The organism is Erwinia psidii (assembly GCF_003846135.1).
Classification (GTDB): domain Bacteria; phylum Pseudomonadota; class Gammaproteobacteria; order Enterobacterales; family Enterobacteriaceae; genus Erwinia; species Erwinia psidii.
In genome coordinates this window covers 260,373-279,838 of sequence record NZ_RHHM01000001.1, presented here as the reverse complement: position 1 = coordinate 279,838, position 19,466 = coordinate 260,373, and the positions used below count along the sequence as shown (strand labels likewise).

The following is a 19,466-nucleotide window of genomic DNA, read 5'->3' as shown; positions in this document are numbered from 1 at the left end:
ACGGCCAGCCCATTTCAGGGTGATTTTGACCTGAGCAACACTGGTCAGACAACGCCCGATGCGGGTATGGGGGAGCGCTGTGCCACGGGCGACGGTGACGATAGCATCAGCACTCTGGCTTTTATATTTGTTGTAACATCTGATGGCGTCTTTGACACAGGCAGCATAAATTATTGCGAATAACCTCAGCTGCTGGTGTTCGGTTAATTCAATGAAGTTTCTTTATTATTTTTGACAAAATCCCACACAATACAATGACTTTTATAAGCACCCCCGGCTATTTTTTTAGCTTCATCAATCGGAACACTCGCAAGCTTTAAATGAGAGATTATTTCCCCTGCACTTCATGTCATAACCACGCCCGATGGTCATACCCGATTTATCAAAAGGCGAATCTTCTTATTCAATCTGGTTCAAAGAAAAGCGGCTTACAGGCTTTATCAAGTTCAAGTTTTGTTGGAGAGAGTAGAGTTCTATTAGGCCAGAAATTAAAAAATACTGGGGCAGGTCGCCTTATAATTATAAATGACAAGTCAGGCAGGCCTAAAAGTCTTGCGTTGAGTTTAGGTGAGGGGGATTTCCTTACTGATAATTCAAAAAGCCTTGTGGCCAGCCGGGCACAAAACAAAAATATCCTTGATTCTGAAAAAATGTCGTTGCTATTTCGTGAGGAATCTTTTTCTTGTACAGAAAATAGCGTGGATATTACCAGGTTACGGGTGGGTTCTTTATTAGGAAATGATGCATTTTTTAATTTTACTCCTCATTCTGGTACTTTAACTGTCAGAGCTCATGGCGCACCTGGAAATGTTAATGTGCTAAATCCATTTGAATTTGCAGATGTCATTCGTGGTTTGCTTATCAATAAGGGCATAGAAATTAATCAGGTAAAAAATATACAATTAGAATCTTGCTTTGGAGGTTTAGGACTCCCATCATTGAGTGAGTCATTGGCATCTTTACTGAATAAAAAAGTTGTGGCTTATTCTGGTCGATTTAGTATAAATCAACGGGATAACCCTTCCAGATGGAGCCTTGCGCCTAAAACCTATGAACCTCCTGTAACTGAATTAAATAGAAATGCTATATTAAGTCAGTGTAAAAGGCACTACAGGATAATGAATAGCCTGGGTAACATTTATAATTATTTATCCCGCAAGCGCGTGGTGCGCTCAGCTGGTTCTTCTCCTGATGTTCCTTTTAATGTTCTCATGAGTAATGTTGCCAGGTTTGTATTGCACCAGATGACTGTTGAAGAGTTCATAAAATTACAGCCTGAGTATGACAACACTGACCGAAATGCTCGTGAGTTTATCAGGGCTGGATATTTGACATCGAATGTTCATGATTTTATTGAGCGTTGCATGGATATTTTTGTTCTGAATGAAAATAGTTTTTTACTATTTAATGCGGCTGTTTCTAATAACAGTGAATGATAGGTTGAATGGCGAAATACCATCATTTTTATTGATGGTTCGCCTTTCTTAAACTCAGTCAGTGATGATACAGGGGTTCCGGCATGGAACCCCTGCGAGTTACATGCAGACGCCATTCCAGGCCTGTGCAGCTTACAGGAGTAATAGCGACTGCTGGCAACGTTGTTGCCCTCAGCTCTGAACGTCGGCCGTCCTTCTTTTGGTTCTGACATAACAAGTCTTCTTCCCTGTCCATCTCCGGTGGTCACTGGTGTGGAAACGATAACAGCAACCTGCATGTTGCCTACAACGCAGGCGTACCAGACCAGGATACCTGTCCGGTTTCTCAGGCTGCTGATAATGTGCGACTACTTTTTTGGCCGCAAGCTTCAGGCCGCAACACGATATTTTCTTCCGCATGGATAACGGCGTTAAGCGCTTAAGTCATGCGCATCGGTACCATGCTGCCGTCAGTGACACTGTAATGCCCTGAAGAAGCGCCTTTATCAGCCCTGGCCCCACGCATACCATTCTCTTATGCTGTGCTGCCATATTTCATCAGTTGCAATGCCCCGATCGTGTCCGATACATGCCACGTCAGCGCCTTTATTGCGACAGTAGCAGTGAACGAGGGTGTTGCCGATAAATTCGACGTCAATGGTGACATCCATTTTACCCACCAGGGGAGGGCGATGGTTGCAGGCGATACTGAACAGGGAAGAGATGGTTTGAACGTGGCGGTCAGTTGCTGAATGGCACCGATCTTGGCAGATTAAAGTCCCGACCCTTACGGCCAGGACTTTGCCAGCAGTCTGAGGCCGCGTTGGCGGCCTTATTGCTGTGCTTCAGCCTGTTTAGACTGAATAGCGGTAAGGGCGATGGTATAGACGATATCGTCAACCAGCGCACCGCGGGAGAGATCGTTTACCGGCTTACGCATGCCCTGCAACATTGGTCCGATAGAGATCAGGTCAGCAGAGCGCTGTACCGCTTTGTAGGTGGTATTACCGGTATTCAGATCGGGGAAGATGAATACAGTAGCACGACCGGCAACCGGCGAATTTGGCGCTTTTGATTTTGCAACATCATCCATGATGGCGGCGTCGTACTGCAATGGGCCATCGATAATCAGATCCGGGCGTTTTTCCTGTGCGATGCGGGTGGCTTCACGTACCTTTTCCACGTCGCTGCCAGCACCGGAGTTGCCGGTGGAGTAGGAAATCATTGCCACACGCGGCTCAATACCGAAAGCGGTGGCAGAATCCGCAGACTGAATGGCGATCTCAGCCAGCTGTTCCGGGTTCGGGTCCGGGTTAATCGCACAGTCACCGTATACCAGCACCTGTTCTGGCAATAGCATGAAGAATACGGAAGAAACCAGTGAACTGCCCGGCGCGGTTTTGATCAGCTGTAGCGGTGGGCGGATAGTATTGGCCGTGGTGTGAACCGCACCGGAAACCAGACCATCCACTTCACCACGCTCCAGCATCATGGTGCCAAGCATGACGTTATCTTCCAGCTGCTCCCTGGCGACCACTTCGGTCATCCCTTTGCTCTTACGCAGTTCTACCAGACGGGCTACGTAGTTTTCGCGTACCACTTCAGGATCAACAATCTCAATCCCTTTACCCAGCTCGACGCCCTGAACGGTGGCTGCACGCTGAATTTCGTTTGGATTACCCAGCAGGATACAGGTGGCAATGCCCCGTTCGGCACAGATGGCGGCGGCCTTGACCGTGCGCGGTTCGTCGCCTTCCGGCAATACGATGCGTTTGCCAGCCTGGCGGGCCAGCTCGGTCAGCTGGTAGCGGAAGGCCGGCGGAGACAGGCGGCGGCTGCGTTCAGAGGCGGCGGTCAGTGACTCGATCCAGTCGGAATCGATGTGGCTGGCGACGTATTCCTGGACGCGCTCAATACGTTGGGTATCGTCGGCGGGTACTTCCAGATTAAAGCTTTGCAGGCTCAGGGACGTCTGCCACGTATTGGTTGCTACCATAAAAACCGGCAGGCCAGTAGCAAATGCCCGTTGGCATAACGCGTTGATCTGCTCATCAATTTTATAGCCACCGGTCAGCAGGATGGCACCAATTTCCACACCGTTCATCGCGGCAAGGCAGGCAGCAACCAACACGTCAGGGCGGTCTGCTGATGTTACCAGTAGCGATCCCGGCCGGAAGTGCTCAAGCATATGCGGCAGACTGCGTGCACAGAAGGTGACAGACTTCACCCGGCGGGTATTGATATCGCCTTCGTTGATCACTTCCGCATTGAGATGATGACACATGTCGATGGCACGGGTGGCGATCAGATCGAAACTCCATGGAACGCAGCCCAGTACCGGCAGCGGGCTGTTGGCGAACAGGTGTCTGGGATCGATATTCGCGATGCTGGCTTTGGTGGAATCATCAAATATTTCAGACAGATCCGGGCGTGTCCGGCCCTGTTCGTCCATCGGCGCATTGAGTTTGTTGATGATTACGCCAATGATATTTTTGTTTTTATTGCCACCAAAGCTGCTTTGAGTCAGCTCAATACGTTCTTTCAGCTGGGCAGGGGAGTCATTGCCCAGCGACATAACGAAGACGATTTCTGCATTCAGCGTTTTGGCTATTTCATAGTTCAGCGCGTTAGCAAACTGATGCTTGCGGGTTGGCACCAGGCCTTCTACCAGCACCACTTCAGCATCTTTAGTATTTTCATGGTAGCGGGCAATAATCTCTTCCATCAGCACATCCTGCTGATTGGACCCGAGCAATGACTCAACCCGGCTCATCGGTAACGGTTCGGCCGCGGGGATTGTGGAGCTTTTGCGAATGATGTTGGTTGTTTGATCAGGTGAGTCGCCGCCGGTGCGCGGCTGGGCGATGGGTTTGAATACGCTCAGGCGTACGCCTTTGCGTTCCATCGCACGGATAACGCCAAGACTGATACTGGTGAGGCCGACACTGGTGCCTGTCGGGATTAGCATAATAGTTCGTGACACAATAAACCTCTCAGATTTTAATCCTCATCAGCGTCGATGACAGTGATGTTGCCCGACCATGATTCGCTACAGCATTCTGGTGTGAAATAACGCATGGGATGCCGGTGAGGCTTGGTTGGTTGTTCGTAGCTGAAAACCACACCGCCAGCCGGAACTGGCGGTATTCAGGTTTCAGGCCGTCAGGCGACGTGCGTCCTGGGCGATAACTAATTCTTCGTTGGTTGGGATCACCAGGGCAGGGCGCGTACCTTCTTTATTAATGAAGCCGGATTGACCAAAGCGGGCGGCAAGGTTGCGATCGTGATCGATGTTAAAGCCGAGCAGGGTCAGTTTTTTCAGGGTCAGTTCGCGCACCATTGCGGCGTTTTCACCGATCCCACCGGTAAAGATCACCGCATCCAGACGGCCATCCATCAGGGCGGAGTAAGAACCGATGTATTTCGCCAGACGATGGCAGTAAACATCCATCGCGCGCTTGGCATCTTCTTTGGTTGCGTAGTTATCTTCCACATAGCGACAGTCGCTGGTTACGCCGGTCAGTCCCTGCAAACCTGACTCTTTGGTCAGCATTTTGTTGATTGCATCAAGGCTCATGCCAAGCGTGTCATGCAGGAAGAATATAATCGCCGGATCGATATCGCCTGAACGGGTGCCCATTACCAGGCCTTCCAGCGGGGTTAGCCCCATTGAGGTATCCACACACTCACCGTTGCGAATCGCTGCAACTGAACCGCCATTACCCAGATGGCAGGTAATGATATTCAGTTGATCCAGCGGTTTATTCAGCTGTTTAGCTGCCTGATGGGTAACGTAGTAGTGGCTGGTGCCGTGGAAGCCATAGCGACGAACGCCATGCTCTTTATATAAATGATAAGGCAGGGCGTATAGCCATGACTCTTCCGGCATAGTCTGATGGAAAGCCGTGTCAAAAACAGCGACATTCTTATCAGAAAGGTGTGGAAAGCTTTTCATGGCTTCATCAATACCGATCAGATGTGCCGGATTGTGCAGGGGTGCGAAGGAAGCGGCATCCTTAATTCCCTGCAACACTGCCTCATCGATGATGACCGATTGCGTCAGTTTTTCCCCACCGTGAACGATGCGATGACCAATGGCAGTAATTTGTGCAGACAGTTCAGGTTTTTGTGCAAGGATGGACTTAACGATAAAGTTAAGTGCTTCACTGTGGGCGGCGCCAGCGCCCAGCTCCGCTTCCTGTTTAGCGCCTTCCATTTTCCACTTGATACGTGCATCTGGCAGGTGGAAACATTCGGCTAAACCGGAGAGGAATTCCTCACCATTTGCCGGGTCGATAATGGCAAATTTAAGTGAAGAACTACCGCAGTTCAGAACCAAAACTAACTTACTCGACATGGAAGGTCCCTATTGGTTAAAGTGGCGAAAAAAAAGCAATCAGACTATCAGCGTACTGCATGAGGTATGGTTTATTGATGACGAATATCATGCTGGTCGCAAATTTTGTCTGAAAGCAAAAAAATCTTATAAAAAAGCTGAAATTTGTTGCGTTTTCCATGCCAACCTACCTGACTAATCAGACGGAATGCATGGTGTTTACAGCAAGTAAAAAATCGAGCACAGGATAACCAGTGTGTCTCTTAAAGACAAAATATTTTGAAAGATGTTAGGCAAAGTTGCTGTGTTGTGCTTTTTTTTTAATTTTTATCTCTGAAGTTGAGGTCTGACATGGCTAATGAATCCGGCTCCGTCGGTTGGTTTAAACTGTTTCAGTATGGACAACACTATATGGAGACATGGCCTGTCGATAAGCGTCTTGCCCCCATTTTTCCTGAAAATCGCGTCAGCAAAGCAACCCGCTTTGCCATCCGTTACATGCCGCCGCTGGCCATTTTTGTTCTCACATGGCAGATCGCGCTTGGCGGTCAGTTGGGCCCGGCTGTTGCCACGGCGCTGTTTGCCTGTAGTTTGCCGATGCAGGGGCTGTGGTGGTTAGGTAAACGTTCAGTTACGCCGTTGCCCCCGGTGTTGCTCAACTGGTTCCACAGCGTGCGCGAGAAGTTATTGGCCTCAGGTCTGGCGCTGTCTCCGGTGGAAGGTAAACCCACCTATCAGTCGCTGGCTGAAGTGCTGAAACGTGCCTTCAAACAGCTGGATAAGACATTTCTCGACGATCTCTGATGATGGAGTTTCTTCTTTTCACAGGTAAAAACCTGGCCTGTGTCAAAGAAGTCTTCGTTTGCTGTGCGGCCTTAATACTGGTTATGCGATCCTTGCGTCATCCCCTTCAACATCTGTTTTGTTTTTGTGACTTTGGAGCGAATGATGGAAATGACCCATGCCCAACGCCTGATCCTTTCTAACCAGTATAAAATGATGAGTATGCTCGACCCGGATAACGCAGAACGCTATCGCCGTCAGCAAACGATTATTGAACGTGGTTACGGCCTGCAAATGCGCGAACTTGACCGCGAATTTGGTCAGCTTAGCGAAGAGGTGTGCCGCACCATTATTGATATCATGGAGATGCATCACGCCCTGCAGGTATCCTGGAGTAATCTGAAAGAGCGCTCTGCCGTTGACCAACGTCGGCTGGCTTTCCTCGGTTTTGACGCCGCGACTGAAGCCCGTTACCTCGGTTACGTGCGCTTTATGGTGAATGTTGAGGGGCGTTATACCCATTTTGATTCCGGTACGCATGGATTTAATGCGCAAACGCCGATGTGGCAAAAATACCAACGAATGCTGATTGCGTGGCACACCAGCCCAAGACAGTATCATTTGAGTGCGAATGAGATTGCGCAAATCATCAATGCCTGAGAGGGAAAAGCGGAATGAAGTGTAAAGATTTTCTTTTTGATCTGCATGGTACGCTGGTGGATTTGAAGTCCCCCCAATTTTAGAGCCACTGCCAGTTAGGGGCTTTGGCCAGCTTTTGCCTCGCATGGATCACAGGCGGCATCCTGCTCAGTGAGCTGCGTGGACTCTCTACCACGTCGGTGTACCGGGCATTGAATGACTTACTCAGACCGCGCTATACCCACCGGCAGGATCATGGGCCGCGGATATTGCCCCGACAGAAGATGGAGCAATATTGTTGGCTGATTACCGCACTCAGGTTCAGGATCATCAAAATGACATACCAGAATGTATGGGGGGCTGCATACGAAAACAGGAGATAGCCGGAGTATTATCGGCGGCTCCGTATTCTTCACAATACTGGCTTGGTACCCGGAGAATCCTGAATTAATCTCCCAGGCAGGCAAAGAACAATTTACGCTGGGATTTATTGAATCGCAGGCCTGATATCGGTCACAAAGTACCCTGAACGCCACCTGCTAAACTGGCCTTGGCGTAACAAGAGGTTTTCAGCGCTGTTTTTCCGCGGCATCTGGTGATTTTTATTTGCACCTAATCTGGGTTTGTGAAAATGGAGTGCAGGCCTGGGATAATAAGTGCAGGTTTATTTGCAGTGGGTTTGAGGCAAGCGCTGGTTGCAACTAATGTGAGCTGAAAAACCTGGGTAAATGCAGGTTTGAACATTTATAAACGCAGGTCGCTACCGGTTGATAACGCCGAACCCACCCCTGATGCTTATCTGCCCGGCGCTCAGCGACTGGAGCCGGAAGCGTGCGGGGTGCTGGAAGATGTGGCAGCCGGTGTACTCTCCGGGTTATCGGCAGGCTGCCATGTGATTGCGGTGAATGTGTCGTCTGATTCACCATGACTGAGTGAAGTTGCTATGCAGCTGATTTCACTGAAAGGACTGGTTATTCATAATAAACCCGGATGGGATGATTGATGTTCACAGAAAGCATTAAGTTATGATTTAACCCCGCATTAGCGGGGTTAATTTCATGGCATTCTCTGTTACCTCGTCCTTCAACAAGAGAACAATTGTGAATAAAGAACTGATCTGGGTTATCAGCCTTTTATCTTTCGTTATTGTACTGTTTATCAGCGGTAAGCTGCGGATGGACGTGGTAGCGCTGTTGGTCATTATCGTCTTTGTCCTCTCCGGGACACTCACCCTGCAGGAAGCAACCGCCGGTTTCAGCGACCCAAATGTTATTCTGATCGCGGCGTTGTTTGTCATTGGTGAAGGTTTGGTACGCACCGGCGTTGCCCTGAAAATGGGGGAATGGTTGATTAAAATGGCGGGCAGTAGTGAATCTAAAATGTTGATATTGCTGATGATTACCGTTGCCGGGCTGGGCGCTTTTATGAGCTCTACCGGCGTAGTCGCTATTTTTATTCCGGTGGTTATCAGCGTGGCTGCCAGAATGAAAACCTCGCCGGGACGGCTAATGATGCCACTGAGTTTTGCAGGCTTGATCAGCGGCATGATGACGCTGGTTGCAACGCCGCCTAACCTGATTGTCAACGGTGAGCTGCTCAGGGAAGGACTGACGGGATTTCGTTTCTTTGATGTGACCCCTGTTGGGCTGGCAGCACTGATACTGGGAATTGGCTATATGCTGATAGCCCGTTTCTGGCTGGTAACACCGGATAATCAGGATGAAGCAAAAAAAGGGATCAGGAGGACATTTCGCGATCTGATCCGTGATTACAAACTGACTGGCCGGGCCAGACGGTTAGCCGTGCGGGCGGGATCACCTTTAATTGGACAGCCGCTGGATGATTTACAGCTGCGCCAGCGTTACGGTATCAATGTTGTGGGACTTGAACGCTGGCGCAAGTTTCGTCGGGTGATGGTGCCGGTTACCGGGACGACAGAATTTCACGCGCGGGATGTGTTGTTAATTGACATGTCTGCGGCTGACATTGATTTACGCGAATTTTGTAGTGTTAACATGCTGGAGCCGATGATTCTGCGTGGCGAGTATTTTTCCGAACGCGCACAGGATGTTGGCATGGCGGAGGTGCTGGTGATCCCCGACTCGGAGCTGCAAGGCAAAACGCTGCGCGAAATCGCTTTCCGTTCCCGTTATGGCGTCAGTGTGATAAGCGTACGGCGTAAAGAAGAAGTGGCCGAAGGGGCACTCAACGATCTGCCTCTGGAGCTGGGCGACAGGCTGCTGGTCATTGGTGACTGGAAAAAAATCACTCAGTTGCAGCAGCAGAAACGCGATCTTATTCTGCTGAATTTGCCCGCTGAGGTGGACGATGTTGTGCCGGCAAACAGCCAGGCTCCCCATGCGATTTTCTGCCTGGCGCTGATGGTGGCGCTGATGCTGACCAACGAAATACCTAATGCGGTTGCTGCACTGATAGCCTGTCTGCTGATGGGGAAATTTCGCTGTATTGATATGGAGAGCGCCTGGCGGGCAATTCACTGGCCGAGCATTATCCTGATTGTCGGTATGATGCCTTTTGCCCTGGCGTTGCAGAAAACCGGCGGCGTAAAGTTGATTGTTGACGTGCTGATGGATCTGGCGGGGGACAAAAGTCCGCGTATTATGCTGCTATGTCTGTTTATACTTTGCGCGACTATCGGTTTGTTTATTTCCAACACCGCGACCGCGGTGCTGATGGCGCCTATTGGTATCGCTGCGGCTGATCAAATGGGCGTTTCGCCTTATCCGTTTGCCCTGATTATTGCCGTGGCGGCTTCCGCTGCCTTTATGACACCGGTTTCGTCGCCAGTGAATACGCTGGTTCTGGGACCGGGTGGCTATCGGTTCAGTGATTTTGTCAGAATTGGCGTGCCTTTTACCTTTCTGATTATGGCGGTCAGTGTGATGCTGGTGCCGGTGCTGTTTCCGTTCTGAGCTTTTAAAGCGACTCCTGGCTTATTTCATCCAGCGAGAGGTTAAAGCTTGGAACAAACACCTCAACAAAATAGTCCATCTCCTGGCTGTGGCGTGCGCTAAGAGTCTTTTCCAGCCGTGCTTTAGCCAGCTGAAATTCGTGGTTGCCTGCGGAGAGTTCCTCAAGGCATTTCAGGTAGGCACAGAGCGCATCAGCCTGTTTGACGATGGCAGTCTCATCATCACTACGTTGCTGGTCATCCAGCAACGGACGATAGGCGCTACGTAATTCTTCCGGCAGCATTTCCACCAGCTTTAACTGGGCGATTTTTTCTATTTTTTTGTATTCATGCGCGATTTGTGCGTTGTAATACTTCACCGGGGTAGGTAAATCACCGGTCAGCACTTCGCTGGCATCATGGTACATCGCCATCAGTGCGATACGTTCAGCATTGAGATTGCCATTGAACTTCTGATTTTTAATCACCGCCAGCGCGTGAGCAACCATCGCTACCTGCAGACTATGCTCAGAAACGTTCTCGGTTCGTACATTGCGCATCAGCGGCCATCGGTTGATTAACTTCAGACGCGACAGATGAGCAAAAAAATGACTTTGATTCATTGGCGACGGTTTCCCTGTGACGGGGAGCCGAAATAAGGCTCCCGGTGAGGCACCGTGCCTCTTATGCAAAAGATATACAGCGCCACAACTGACCGGGCTGGTTGCATGCAAGGCACTGAGAGCCTGAACGATTATTGACGATAGTCTTCCAGAAAACGGCCAAATTTGCCGATGGCCATTTCGAGATCGTTAACATGGGGCAAGGTGACGATACGTACATGGTCAGGCCATGGCCAGTTAAATGCGGTTCCCTGCACCAGCAATACTTTTTCCTGTAGCAGGAAGTCCAGCACCATTTTCTGATCGTCATGCAGATTGAACTTTTTAGCATCAATCTTCGGGAACATATAAAGTGCGCCGTCCGGTTTCACACAGCTGACGCCGGGAATATCGTTAATCAACTCCCAGGCCCGCTGTCGTTGCTCATACAGTCTGCCGCCAGGCACAATAAATTCACTGATACTCTGATAGCCACCCAATGCGGTCTGAATGGCGTGTTGTGCCGGTACATTGGCACACAGGCGCATTGACGCCAGCATTTCCAAACCTTCAATGTAGCTTTTGGCGTGTTTTTTCGGACCGTTAAGCACCATCCAGCCCTGACGGAAGCCGGCAACCCGATAGGTTTTTGACAGGCCATTAAAGGTGATGGTCAGCAAATCTGGCGCTAATGCCGCGATTGAATGGTGCTGTGCCGCGTCATAAAGAATTTTGTCGTAGATTTCATCAGCGAAAATGATCAGGTTATGCTGACGTGCCAGTTCAGTCACTTCCAGCAGTAGCTCTTTGCTGTAGACAGCCCCGGTTGGGTTATTGGGATTTATGATCACAATGCCACGGGTGCGTGGGGTGATTTTGCTGCGGATATCATCAAGGTCAGGAAACCAGCCTGCGGATTCATCGCAAAGATAATGTACCGCTTTGCCGCTGGATAGCGAAACTGCGGCTGTCCACAATGGATAGTCAGGTGCCGGCACCAGCATTTCATCGCCGCTGTTAAGCAGCGCCTGCATCGACTGTACAATCAGCTCTGATACACCATTTCCGATATAAACATCTTCCACCGTCATATCACGCATCTCACGGGCCTGATAGTGCTGAACGATGGCCTTGCGGGCGGAATACAACCCTTTGGAGTCGCAATAACCTTGTGCGCTGGGAAGATTGCGGATCACATCAACGAGTATCTCATCAGGTGCTTCAAAGCCAAACGGGGCGGGGTTACCTATGTTGAGTTTGAGGACTTTGTTGCCTTCTTCTTCCAGTCGTTTTGCTTCTTTCAACACCGGGCCGCGGATGTCGTAACACACATTGTCCAGTTTGCTGGATTTATCAATTGGGGTCATCTGTTTTGCCTTTGACTAAGCTGCATTCCTGCCGTGGGGAGCGAACCAGCACAATGTACTCCTCTCGAAAGTGCTTTTGAAGTGGCGGCATTGCTTTTAGCAGGCCACCAGTGCCGTGCTGGTTATTTTTGGTAACTTTTAGTGGATAAAGGGAGGGTTAGACTATTTAATGTATCTTAATTGAGTGGTTAAAAAACGAACCTTATGAGATGATTGCCCATTCAGGATAAGTACAAAAAAAAAAAGTATCAGGTCGCTTTTTTTAGGGGAAAAAATGCACTAAATGATAGTTTTTTATACAAACAAGCTTTTGTCATAAGGAGTTACCAATAAAATATCACTTTAATGATAAGATTAACCAGATTTAGGCTTAAAAAGTAATCGACAGTATGTCAGGATAATGTTGAGTAGATTTGGTACCTGGGATCAAGGCATGCCAGGCAAAAGATTAACGGTTTTACCGTGCTGAATGTTAAATGTTATTTATTGTTACATTCATATAACGACAACATACAAGTGCGAAATGAGTTTTGACTCTGTAACAAGAAAATGGGGTTAGCTTGTACTGATGTACTGAAACGCAAACCGCCCCTGTGACCACTCCTTTTTACATCTTGGGGGAGAGCGAAAGACGTATTAGTGATGTATCAGATGTACGGGTTTCCTCGCGCACCATCTCTGGTTTCAACCAAAGGTATTATGGTCGCTGGAGCTGCAACGTCTGCGTTAGAAAGTAATGTCGCGGTGATTAAAATCTCAGGCATTACCACATTGTTGCCTTCTTATCCTTTTGATATGTATGGTAATAACACCAGGGTAGCTGTTATTAAAAAACTTATAAAGTGAAGAAAACATGACCAGTGCAAATCGTCCTATCCTTAATCTCGACCTCGATCTGCTGAGAACCTTCGTTGCGGTTGCCGATCTGAATACTTTTGCGGCTGCGGCTGCAGCGGTATGTCGTACGCAATCTGCCGTGAGTCAGCAAATGCAGCGGCTGGAGCAGCTGGTAGGCAAAGAGCTGTTCGCCCGCCACGGGCGCAATAAATTACTGACTGAGCACGGCATTCAGTTGCTGGGCTATGCCAGAAAAATTTTGCGCTTCAATGATGAAGCCTGCACATCGCTGATGTACAGCAACATCCAGGGGGTATTGACCATCGGTGCTTCTGACGACACGTCGGATACTATTCTGCCGTTTTTGCTTAACCGCGTGACCTCAGTTTATCCAAAGCTGGCAATCGACGTGCGGGTGAAGCGTAATCCCTTCATGATGGAAATGTTGAATCAGGGGGAAGTGGATCTTGTCGTCACCACCTCCAGCCCGATGAACTTTACATGGCAGGTATTACGCACCTCACCAACACTCTGGTACTGCGCTGCTGATTATATTTTCCAACGCGGAGAGGCGATCCCTCTGGTGCTGTTAGATGAACCAAGCCCGTACCGGGATATGGCAATTGACCACCTTAATGAAGCGGGCATTCCCTGGCGAATCTCTTATGTTGCCTCAACTCTGGCTGCCGTGCGCGCTGCGGTTAAAGCTGGTCTGGGAGTGACTGCCCGTCCGGTCGAGATGATGAGTCCTGAATTACGTGTTATGGGTGCGGCTGAAGGCTTGCCGGTTTTACCCGACACGGAGTATCTGCTTTGCCGTAACCCGGACAGTTCGAGTGAGCTGGCACTGGCTATTTTCAATGCGATGGAATCAAGCAACGATCCCTATAATCTTACCGCCGGAGTAGCGGACAGCGCCGCTTTTTCTGATGACGAGGATGAGTAAGCGTCAAAATGTTGTCGTTTGGGATTAATTGTTAATTATCATCAAGTAATAACCATTATTCTTATAAAAAAGCCTTTTAGTGATTTTTTTTCGCTAAAGGGCTTTTTTTTTGCTTTTTGTCGGCAGTTTCTGTGCTTTATGCTTCGTATTTTTACTCTGTTGCTGAAAAAAAAAACAGTACCAAAAAAGAACATTTTTATATTGTTATCAGGCTACCGTGACGCAACCTGAATTGATTTTTAAAACGGTCGTTGTAAATCACATTTTTGCTTTTAAAAGACAAAACTGTGTTCTGGATCAAAAAAATAACCCCGATAAGGGGAAGGAAAAGAGGGCAATTCCTGCGAAAATACATTTTGTTAAATCCACGATCCAGACAGGGAAATACCCGCTACACTCAATTCACAGAACGTAGCTGGCACGATTTAGCTCAATTTTCATGCGCTGAATGTTAAATAAATGATGCGAATGTAAAATAATGTAGCGATACTTTTGTTAAAGTTGACAAAAGGTTGTTTAAAGGAGTAAAAAACCCCATAAAATTGCTGCTTAATCAATAAAGACAGTAAAATTGGTATGGTTTTTTATTTTTTCTATTGAATCCCGTGGTCGGTAACCTGCCAGTCATCAGAGCAGGACGCCGTAAATCACGTTTTGAATAAAGCAGAGTGTATGTCAACAACTACTGAAGTCGCCGCTCATCATTGGGCGTTTGCTGTATTTCTGATCGTCTCCATCGGTCTGTGTTGCGCAATGTTGGCCGGAGCATGGTTTCTGGGTGGAAAAGCCCGCGGACGTTATACAAACACACCTTTCGAGTCAGGTGCCGCTCCCGTCGGCACGGCCAAGCTACGCATGTCTGCCAAGTTCTACCTGGTTGCCATGTTTTTCGTCATCTTCGATGTGGAAGCCCTCTATTTGTACGCCTGGTCGACGGCCATCCGTGAGAGTGGCTGGACCGGTTTTGTCGAAGCCAGCATATTTATTTTGGTCCTGCTCGCGGGTCTGGTTTATCTGGTGCGCATTCGCGCGCTTGACTGGGCACCGCCGCCGCGTCGCGTCGTGGTCAGGCCAACTACCATTTCGCATTCCAAACGTCGTACGCAGTAACAGCGAGGCATAAAAATGGACTATACGCTCACCCGCGCAGATCCGAACGGTGAGAACGACCGTTACCCATTGCAGAAGCAGGAAATCGTTACCGATCCCCTTGAAAAGCACGTTAATCAGACTGTCTATATGGGCAAGTTGGAACATGCGCTTCACGATATGGTGAACTGGGGACGCAAAAACTCTCTTTGGCCTTTTAACTTCGGTCTTTCATGTTGTTATGTAGAGATGACGACCTCGTTCACCTCAGTACATGATGTGGCCCGTTTTGGTTCAGAGGTGATACGTGCTTCACCGCGCCAGGCTGACTTTATGGTAGTGGCCGGCACCTGCTTTACCAAAATGGCTCCGGTGGTACAGCGTCTTTACGATCAGATGCTGGAACCCAAGTGGGTGATTTCGATGGGGGCCTGTGCCAACTCTGGTGGGATGTACGATATTTACTCCGTTGTGCAGGGCGTTGATAAATTCCTGCCCGTGGATGTTTACATTCCAGGCTGTCCGCCGCGTCCTGAAGCCTATATGCAGGCTTTGTTGCTGTTGCAGGAATCTATCGGTAAAGAGCGCCGTCCGCTGTCATGGGTGGTGGGCGATCAGGGCGTGTACCGCGCCAATATGCAATCAGAACGTGAAAGAAAGCAGGGTGAACGTATCGCGGTGACTACCCTGCGTACCCCGGACGAAATTTAAAAAGCACATTAATGGATGTGGCCTGAATGAGCTGGCGCACAATAAAACTACATACGCCACCGACCCATCCTGATGCCAATACTGAGTCACACATATGGTGAACGACTTATGACAGATTTGACCACGCAAGATCTTGCCCAACCAGAATGGCAAACCCGGGATCATCTCGATGATCCGGTTGTCCAGGATTTGCGTAACCGTTTTGGCCCTGATGCCTTTACCGTTCAGCCAACCCGCACCGGTGTCCCGGTGGTGTGGGTGAAGCGTGAACAATTACTGGAAATTGTTGAGTTTTTGCGCAAGCTGCCATTGCCTTATGTCATGCTGTACGATTTGCACGGCATGGACGAACGGCTGAGAACGCACCGCGCTGGCTTGCCTGCCGCGGATTTTTCCGTCTTCTATCATCTGATCTCCATTGAGCGTAATCGTGACCTTATGCTCAAGGTGGCGTTGTCTGAAAAGGACCTCCACCTGCCGACCATCACCCGCATTTTCCCCAATGCCAACTGGTATGAACGCGAAACCTGGGAGATGTTTGGCATCACTTTTGATGGTCACCCGCACCTGACGCGCATCATGATGCCGCAATCCTGGGAAGGCCATCCGCTGCGTAAAGATTATCCGGCGCGCGCCACCGAATTCGATCCGTTTGAGCTGACAAAACAGACGGAAGATCTGGCGATGGAGCAGATGACGTTTAAGCCGGAAGAGTGGGGCATGAAACGTGGCACTGCCAACGAAGACTTTATGTTCCTCAACCTCGGACCGAACCATCCTTCGGCGCACGGTGCCTTCCGCATCATTTTGCAGCTGGATGGGGAAGAGATCGTCGACTGCGTGCCGGATGTGGGATATCACCATCGCGGTGCGGAGAAAATGGGGGAGCGTCAGTCCTGGCACAGCTATATTCCCTATACCGACCGTATCGAATATCTCGGCGGCTGTGTTAACGAAATGCCTTATGTGCTGGCCGTTGAGAAACTCGCCGGTATTAAAGTCCCGGAACGCGTCGACGTTATTCGGGTGATGCTTTCAGAGCTGTTCCGTATAAACAGCCATCTGCTTTATATCTCCACTTTTATTCAGGACGTTGGGGCGATGTCCCCGGTGTTCTTTGCCTTTACCGATCGCCAGAAAATTTACGATGTGGTGGAAGCGATCACCGGTTTCCGTATGCACCCGGCCTGGTTTCGCATCGGTGGCGTGGCGCACGACCTGCCGAAAGGCTGGGATCGCCTGCTGCGTGAGTTCCTTGACTGGATGCCAAAACGCTTGAAGGCTTACGAACAAACAGCGCTGAAAAACTCGGTGTTGATTGGCCGTTCCAAAGGCGTTTCCGCTTACGGACTGGATGAAGCGCTGGCATGGGGGACTACCGGTGCAGGCCTGCGTGCCACCGGCCTGGATTTTGACGTGCGTAAATGGCGTCCCTACTCCGGCTATGAAAACTTCGATTTTGAAGTGCCAATTGGCGATGGCGTCAGCTGCGCCTATACACGCGTTATGCTGAAGATGGAAGAGATGCGCCAGAGTATGCGCATCCTTGAGCAATGCCTGAAGAACATGCCGGAAGGCCCCTTCAAAGCCGATCATCCGCTGACCACGCCGCCGCCAAAAGAGCGCACGTTGCAGCATATCGAAACCCTGATCACTCACTTCCTGCAGGTTTCCTGGGGTCCGGTAATGCCGGCGAACGAATCCTTCCAGATGATTGAGGCGACCAAAGGGATTAACAGTTACTACCTGACCAGCGACGGCAGCACCATGAGCTACCGCACACGCATGCGTACGCCCAGCTTCCCGCATCTGCAACAGATCCCGTCGGTGATCAACGGCAGCCTGGTATCCGACCTGATCGTATACCTCGGTAGTATTGATTTTGTTATGTCAGACGTGGACCGTTAATTATGCACGATCAACGAATAGCAATTGAAACCATCGAAGACAGCGCGACCTTTGTGCTGAGTGCCGCTGAACATGACGCCATTGAACATGAAAAGCATCATTACGAAGATCCCCGCGCGGCCTCGATTGAGGCACTGAAAATTGTCCAGAAGCAGCGTGGCTGGGTACCTGATGGTGCCATCAACGCTATCGCCGGGGTGCTGGGTATCCCGGCCAGCGATGTGGAAGGCGTGGCGACATTTTACAGTCAGATCTTCCGTCAGCCGGTGGGGCGCCATGTGATCCGTTACTGCGACAGCGTGGTGTGCCATATCACCGGTTTCCAGGGCATCCAGGCGGCACTGGAAGAAAACCTGAAGATCAAACCCGGTCAGACCACCGCGGATGGTCGTTTCACGCTGCTGCCGACTTGCTGCCTGGGTAACTGCGACAAAGGCCCGACGATGATGGTGGATGAAGATACTCACGTTCACCTGACGCCGGAAAACATCGTCACTTTACTGGAGCAGTATCAATGACAGTTAAACAGATCATTCGTACTGCGGAGACACATCCGTTGACATGGCGTCTGCGTGATGACAAACAGCCGGTCTTTTTTGACGAGTACCGCAGTAAAAATGGCTACGCCGGTGCAGATAAAGCGCTGAAAACCATGTCTCAGGATGAGATTGTGGCCGCGGTGAAGGATTCTGGCCTGAAAGGTCGTGGCGGGGCAGGCTTCTCCACCGGTCTGAAGTGGAGCCTGATGCCCAAAGATGAATCCATGAACATCCGTTACCTGCTGTGTAACGCCGATGAGATGGAGCCGGGCACCTATAAAGACCGCCTGCTGATGGAGCAAATGCCGCATCAGCTGGTGGAGGGCATGTTGATTAGTGCTTTCGCCCTTAAGGCGTACCGTGGCTATATCTTCCTGCGTGGTGAATATATTGAGGCGGCGGTGAATCTTCGCCGGGCTATCGCGGAAGCAACCGAAGCGGGCTATCTGGGGAAAAACATCCTCGGCACCGGATTTGACTTTGAACTGATCGTGCATACCGGTGCGGGACGCTACATCTGTGGTGAAGAAACCGCGCTGATTAATTCGCTGGAAGGCCGTCGCGCCAACCCGCGTTCCAAGCCACCATTCCCGGCTTCCGCCGGTGCCTGGGGCAAGCCAACCTGCGTCAACAATGTCGAAACCCTGTCCAACGTTCCGGCGATCCTCGCCAACGGCGTGGAGTGGTACAAGGGTATTTCCGGCAGCGAAGACACTGGCACCAAGATGATGGGCTTCTCTGGTCGGGTAAAAAATCCCGGCGTCTGGGAACTACCGTTTGGTACCACTGCCCGCGAAATCCTGGAAGATTATGCCGGTGGCATGCGCGACGGACTGAAATTCAAAGCCTGGCAGCCGGGCGGTGCAGGCACCGATTTTCTGACGGAATCGCATCTCGATTTGCCGATGGAATTTGCCAGCATCGGTAAAGCCGGTAGCCGTCTGGGTACCGCGCTGGCAATGGCCGTTGACCACGAAATCAACATGGTGTCCCTGGTGCGTAATCTGGAAGAGTTTTTTGCCCGTGAATCCTGCGGCTGGTGTACGCCATGCCGTGACGGATTGCCGTGGAGCGTGAAAATTCTGCGTGCGCTGGAAAGAAAAGAAGGCCAGCCGGGCGATATTGAAACCCTGTTGCAACTGTGTCGCCAGCTTGGCCCCGGCAAAACCTTTTGTGCGCATGCGCCAGGTGCAGTAGAGCCACTGCAAAGCGCCATTAAGTATTTCCGCGACGAGTTCGAAGCGGGCATTGCGCCCCAGGTTTACAGCAACGCCCATGCCATTGCCGGTATTCAGGCCAACCTGCTGAAAGCCCGCTGGTAAAAAAATTAAGATGTGAAAAATCATCGCTCATTTTGCCCAGGGCTTTCCGGTTGCCGTAAAG

16 protein-coding genes are annotated in these 19,466 nt (G+C 50.1%); 11 read left to right on the top strand and 5 right to left on the bottom strand.

The genetic code is table 11. The features are described 5' to 3' along the window. The first annotated feature begins 320 nt into the window (after positions 1 to 320). The gene (locus EB241_RS01165; protein WP_158612364.1) at positions 321 to 1,436 is read left to right on the top strand and encodes a hypothetical protein; all 1,116 of its coding nucleotides are present in this window, start codon (positions 321 to 323) and stop codon (positions 1,434 to 1,436) included. Positions 1,437 to 1,921: 485 nt separating this feature from the next. On the opposite strand, the gene EB241_RS21235 is transcribed toward EB241_RS01165, so the two are convergent. The 3 genes from EB241_RS21235 to ackA all read right to left on the bottom strand — a co-directional run bounded on the left by EB241_RS21235 (position 1,922) and on the right by ackA (position 5,772). After that, positions 1,922 to 2,086 (bottom strand): hypothetical protein, encoded by a 165-nt coding sequence (locus EB241_RS21235; RefSeq protein WP_233592507.1) that lies wholly within the window; start codon positions 2,084 to 2,086, stop codon positions 1,922 to 1,924. A 161-nt stretch (positions 2,087 to 2,247) separates the two neighbouring features. Next, the gene (pta, locus tag EB241_RS01160; RefSeq protein WP_199737285.1) at positions 2,248 to 4,398 is read right to left on the bottom strand and encodes a phosphate acetyltransferase; all 2,151 of its coding nucleotides are present in this window, start codon (positions 4,396 to 4,398) and stop codon (positions 2,248 to 2,250) included. Between the two features lie 171 nt (positions 4,399 to 4,569). Further along, entirely contained in the window at positions 4,570 to 5,772 is a 1,203-nt protein-coding gene (gene ackA, locus EB241_RS01155) for an acetate kinase (protein ID WP_124231403.1), read from the bottom strand. Positions 5,773 to 6,102: 330 nt separating this feature from the next. On the opposite strand from ackA, the gene yfbV reads away from it, so the two are divergent. From yfbV to EB241_RS01135, 4 genes are all read left to right on the top strand, one after another. Then, a complete protein-coding gene (yfbV, locus tag EB241_RS01150; RefSeq protein WP_124231402.1) occupies positions 6,103 to 6,555 on the top strand; it encodes a terminus macrodomain insulation protein YfbV in 453 nt (150 codons plus the stop codon). A 144-nt stretch (positions 6,556 to 6,699) separates the two neighbouring features. Then, entirely contained in the window at positions 6,700 to 7,194 is a 495-nt protein-coding gene (locus EB241_RS01145) for a YfbU family protein (protein ID WP_124231659.1), read from the top strand. A gap of 715 nt (positions 7,195 to 7,909) precedes the next feature. Further along, positions 7,910 to 8,101, top strand: coding sequence for a hypothetical protein (locus EB241_RS21910; protein ID WP_124231401.1), 192 nt, complete (start codon positions 7,910 to 7,912; stop codon positions 8,099 to 8,101). A gap of 130 nt (positions 8,102 to 8,231) precedes the next feature. Continuing rightward, positions 8,232 to 10,106: an SLC13 family permease gene (locus tag EB241_RS01135; protein WP_199737284.1), complete on the top strand. Its 1,875-nt coding sequence runs from the start codon at positions 8,232 to 8,234 to the stop codon at positions 10,104 to 10,106. A gap of 4 nt (positions 10,107 to 10,110) precedes the next feature. Here EB241_RS01135 and yfbR read toward each other — a convergent pair whose 3' ends face one another. Next, the gene (gene yfbR / locus EB241_RS01130) at positions 10,111 to 10,707 is read right to left on the bottom strand and encodes a 5'-deoxynucleotidase (RefSeq protein WP_124231399.1); all 597 of its coding nucleotides are present in this window, start codon (positions 10,705 to 10,707) and stop codon (positions 10,111 to 10,113) included. A gap of 131 nt (positions 10,708 to 10,838) precedes the next feature. Further along, positions 10,839 to 12,053 carry a pyridoxal phosphate-dependent aminotransferase gene (locus EB241_RS01125; RefSeq protein ID WP_124231398.1) on the bottom strand — a complete coding sequence of 405 codons (1,215 nt, stop codon included), beginning with the start codon at positions 12,051 to 12,053 and terminating at the stop codon, positions 10,839 to 10,841. 853 nt (positions 12,054 to 12,906) lie between these two features. Between EB241_RS01125 and lrhA the strand changes: the two genes are divergently transcribed. The 6 genes from lrhA (at position 12,907) to nuoF (ending at position 19,405) form a co-directional block, all read left to right on the top strand. Then, entirely contained in the window at positions 12,907 to 13,836 is a 930-nt protein-coding gene (gene lrhA / locus EB241_RS01120; RefSeq protein WP_124231397.1) for a transcriptional regulator LrhA, read from the top strand. Between the two features lie 672 nt (positions 13,837 to 14,508). Further along, a complete protein-coding gene (locus EB241_RS01115; protein WP_124231396.1) occupies positions 14,509 to 14,946 on the top strand; it encodes an NADH-quinone oxidoreductase subunit A in 438 nt (145 codons plus the stop codon). Between the two features lie 15 nt (positions 14,947 to 14,961). After that, positions 14,962 to 15,636, top strand: coding sequence for a NuoB/complex I 20 kDa subunit family protein (locus EB241_RS01110; RefSeq protein ID WP_124231395.1), 675 nt, complete (start codon positions 14,962 to 14,964; stop codon positions 15,634 to 15,636). A 108-nt stretch (positions 15,637 to 15,744) separates the two neighbouring features. Then, complete coding sequence (gene nuoC / locus EB241_RS01105; RefSeq protein WP_124231394.1) at positions 15,745 to 17,544, top strand: NADH-quinone oxidoreductase subunit C/D; 1,800 nt, start codon at positions 15,745 to 15,747, stop codon at positions 17,542 to 17,544. A gap of 2 nt (positions 17,545 to 17,546) precedes the next feature. Continuing rightward, positions 17,547 to 18,062: an NADH-quinone oxidoreductase subunit NuoE gene (nuoE, locus tag EB241_RS01100; RefSeq protein ID WP_124231393.1), complete on the top strand. Its 516-nt coding sequence runs from the start codon at positions 17,547 to 17,549 to the stop codon at positions 18,060 to 18,062. Continuing rightward, positions 18,059 to 19,405 (top strand): NADH-quinone oxidoreductase subunit NuoF, encoded by a 1,347-nt coding sequence (gene nuoF / locus EB241_RS01095; protein WP_124231392.1) that lies wholly within the window; start codon positions 18,059 to 18,061, stop codon positions 19,403 to 19,405. The genes nuoE and nuoF overlap by 4 nt, the downstream gene beginning before the upstream one ends. The last annotated feature ends 61 nt before the right edge of the window (positions 19,406 to 19,466 follow it).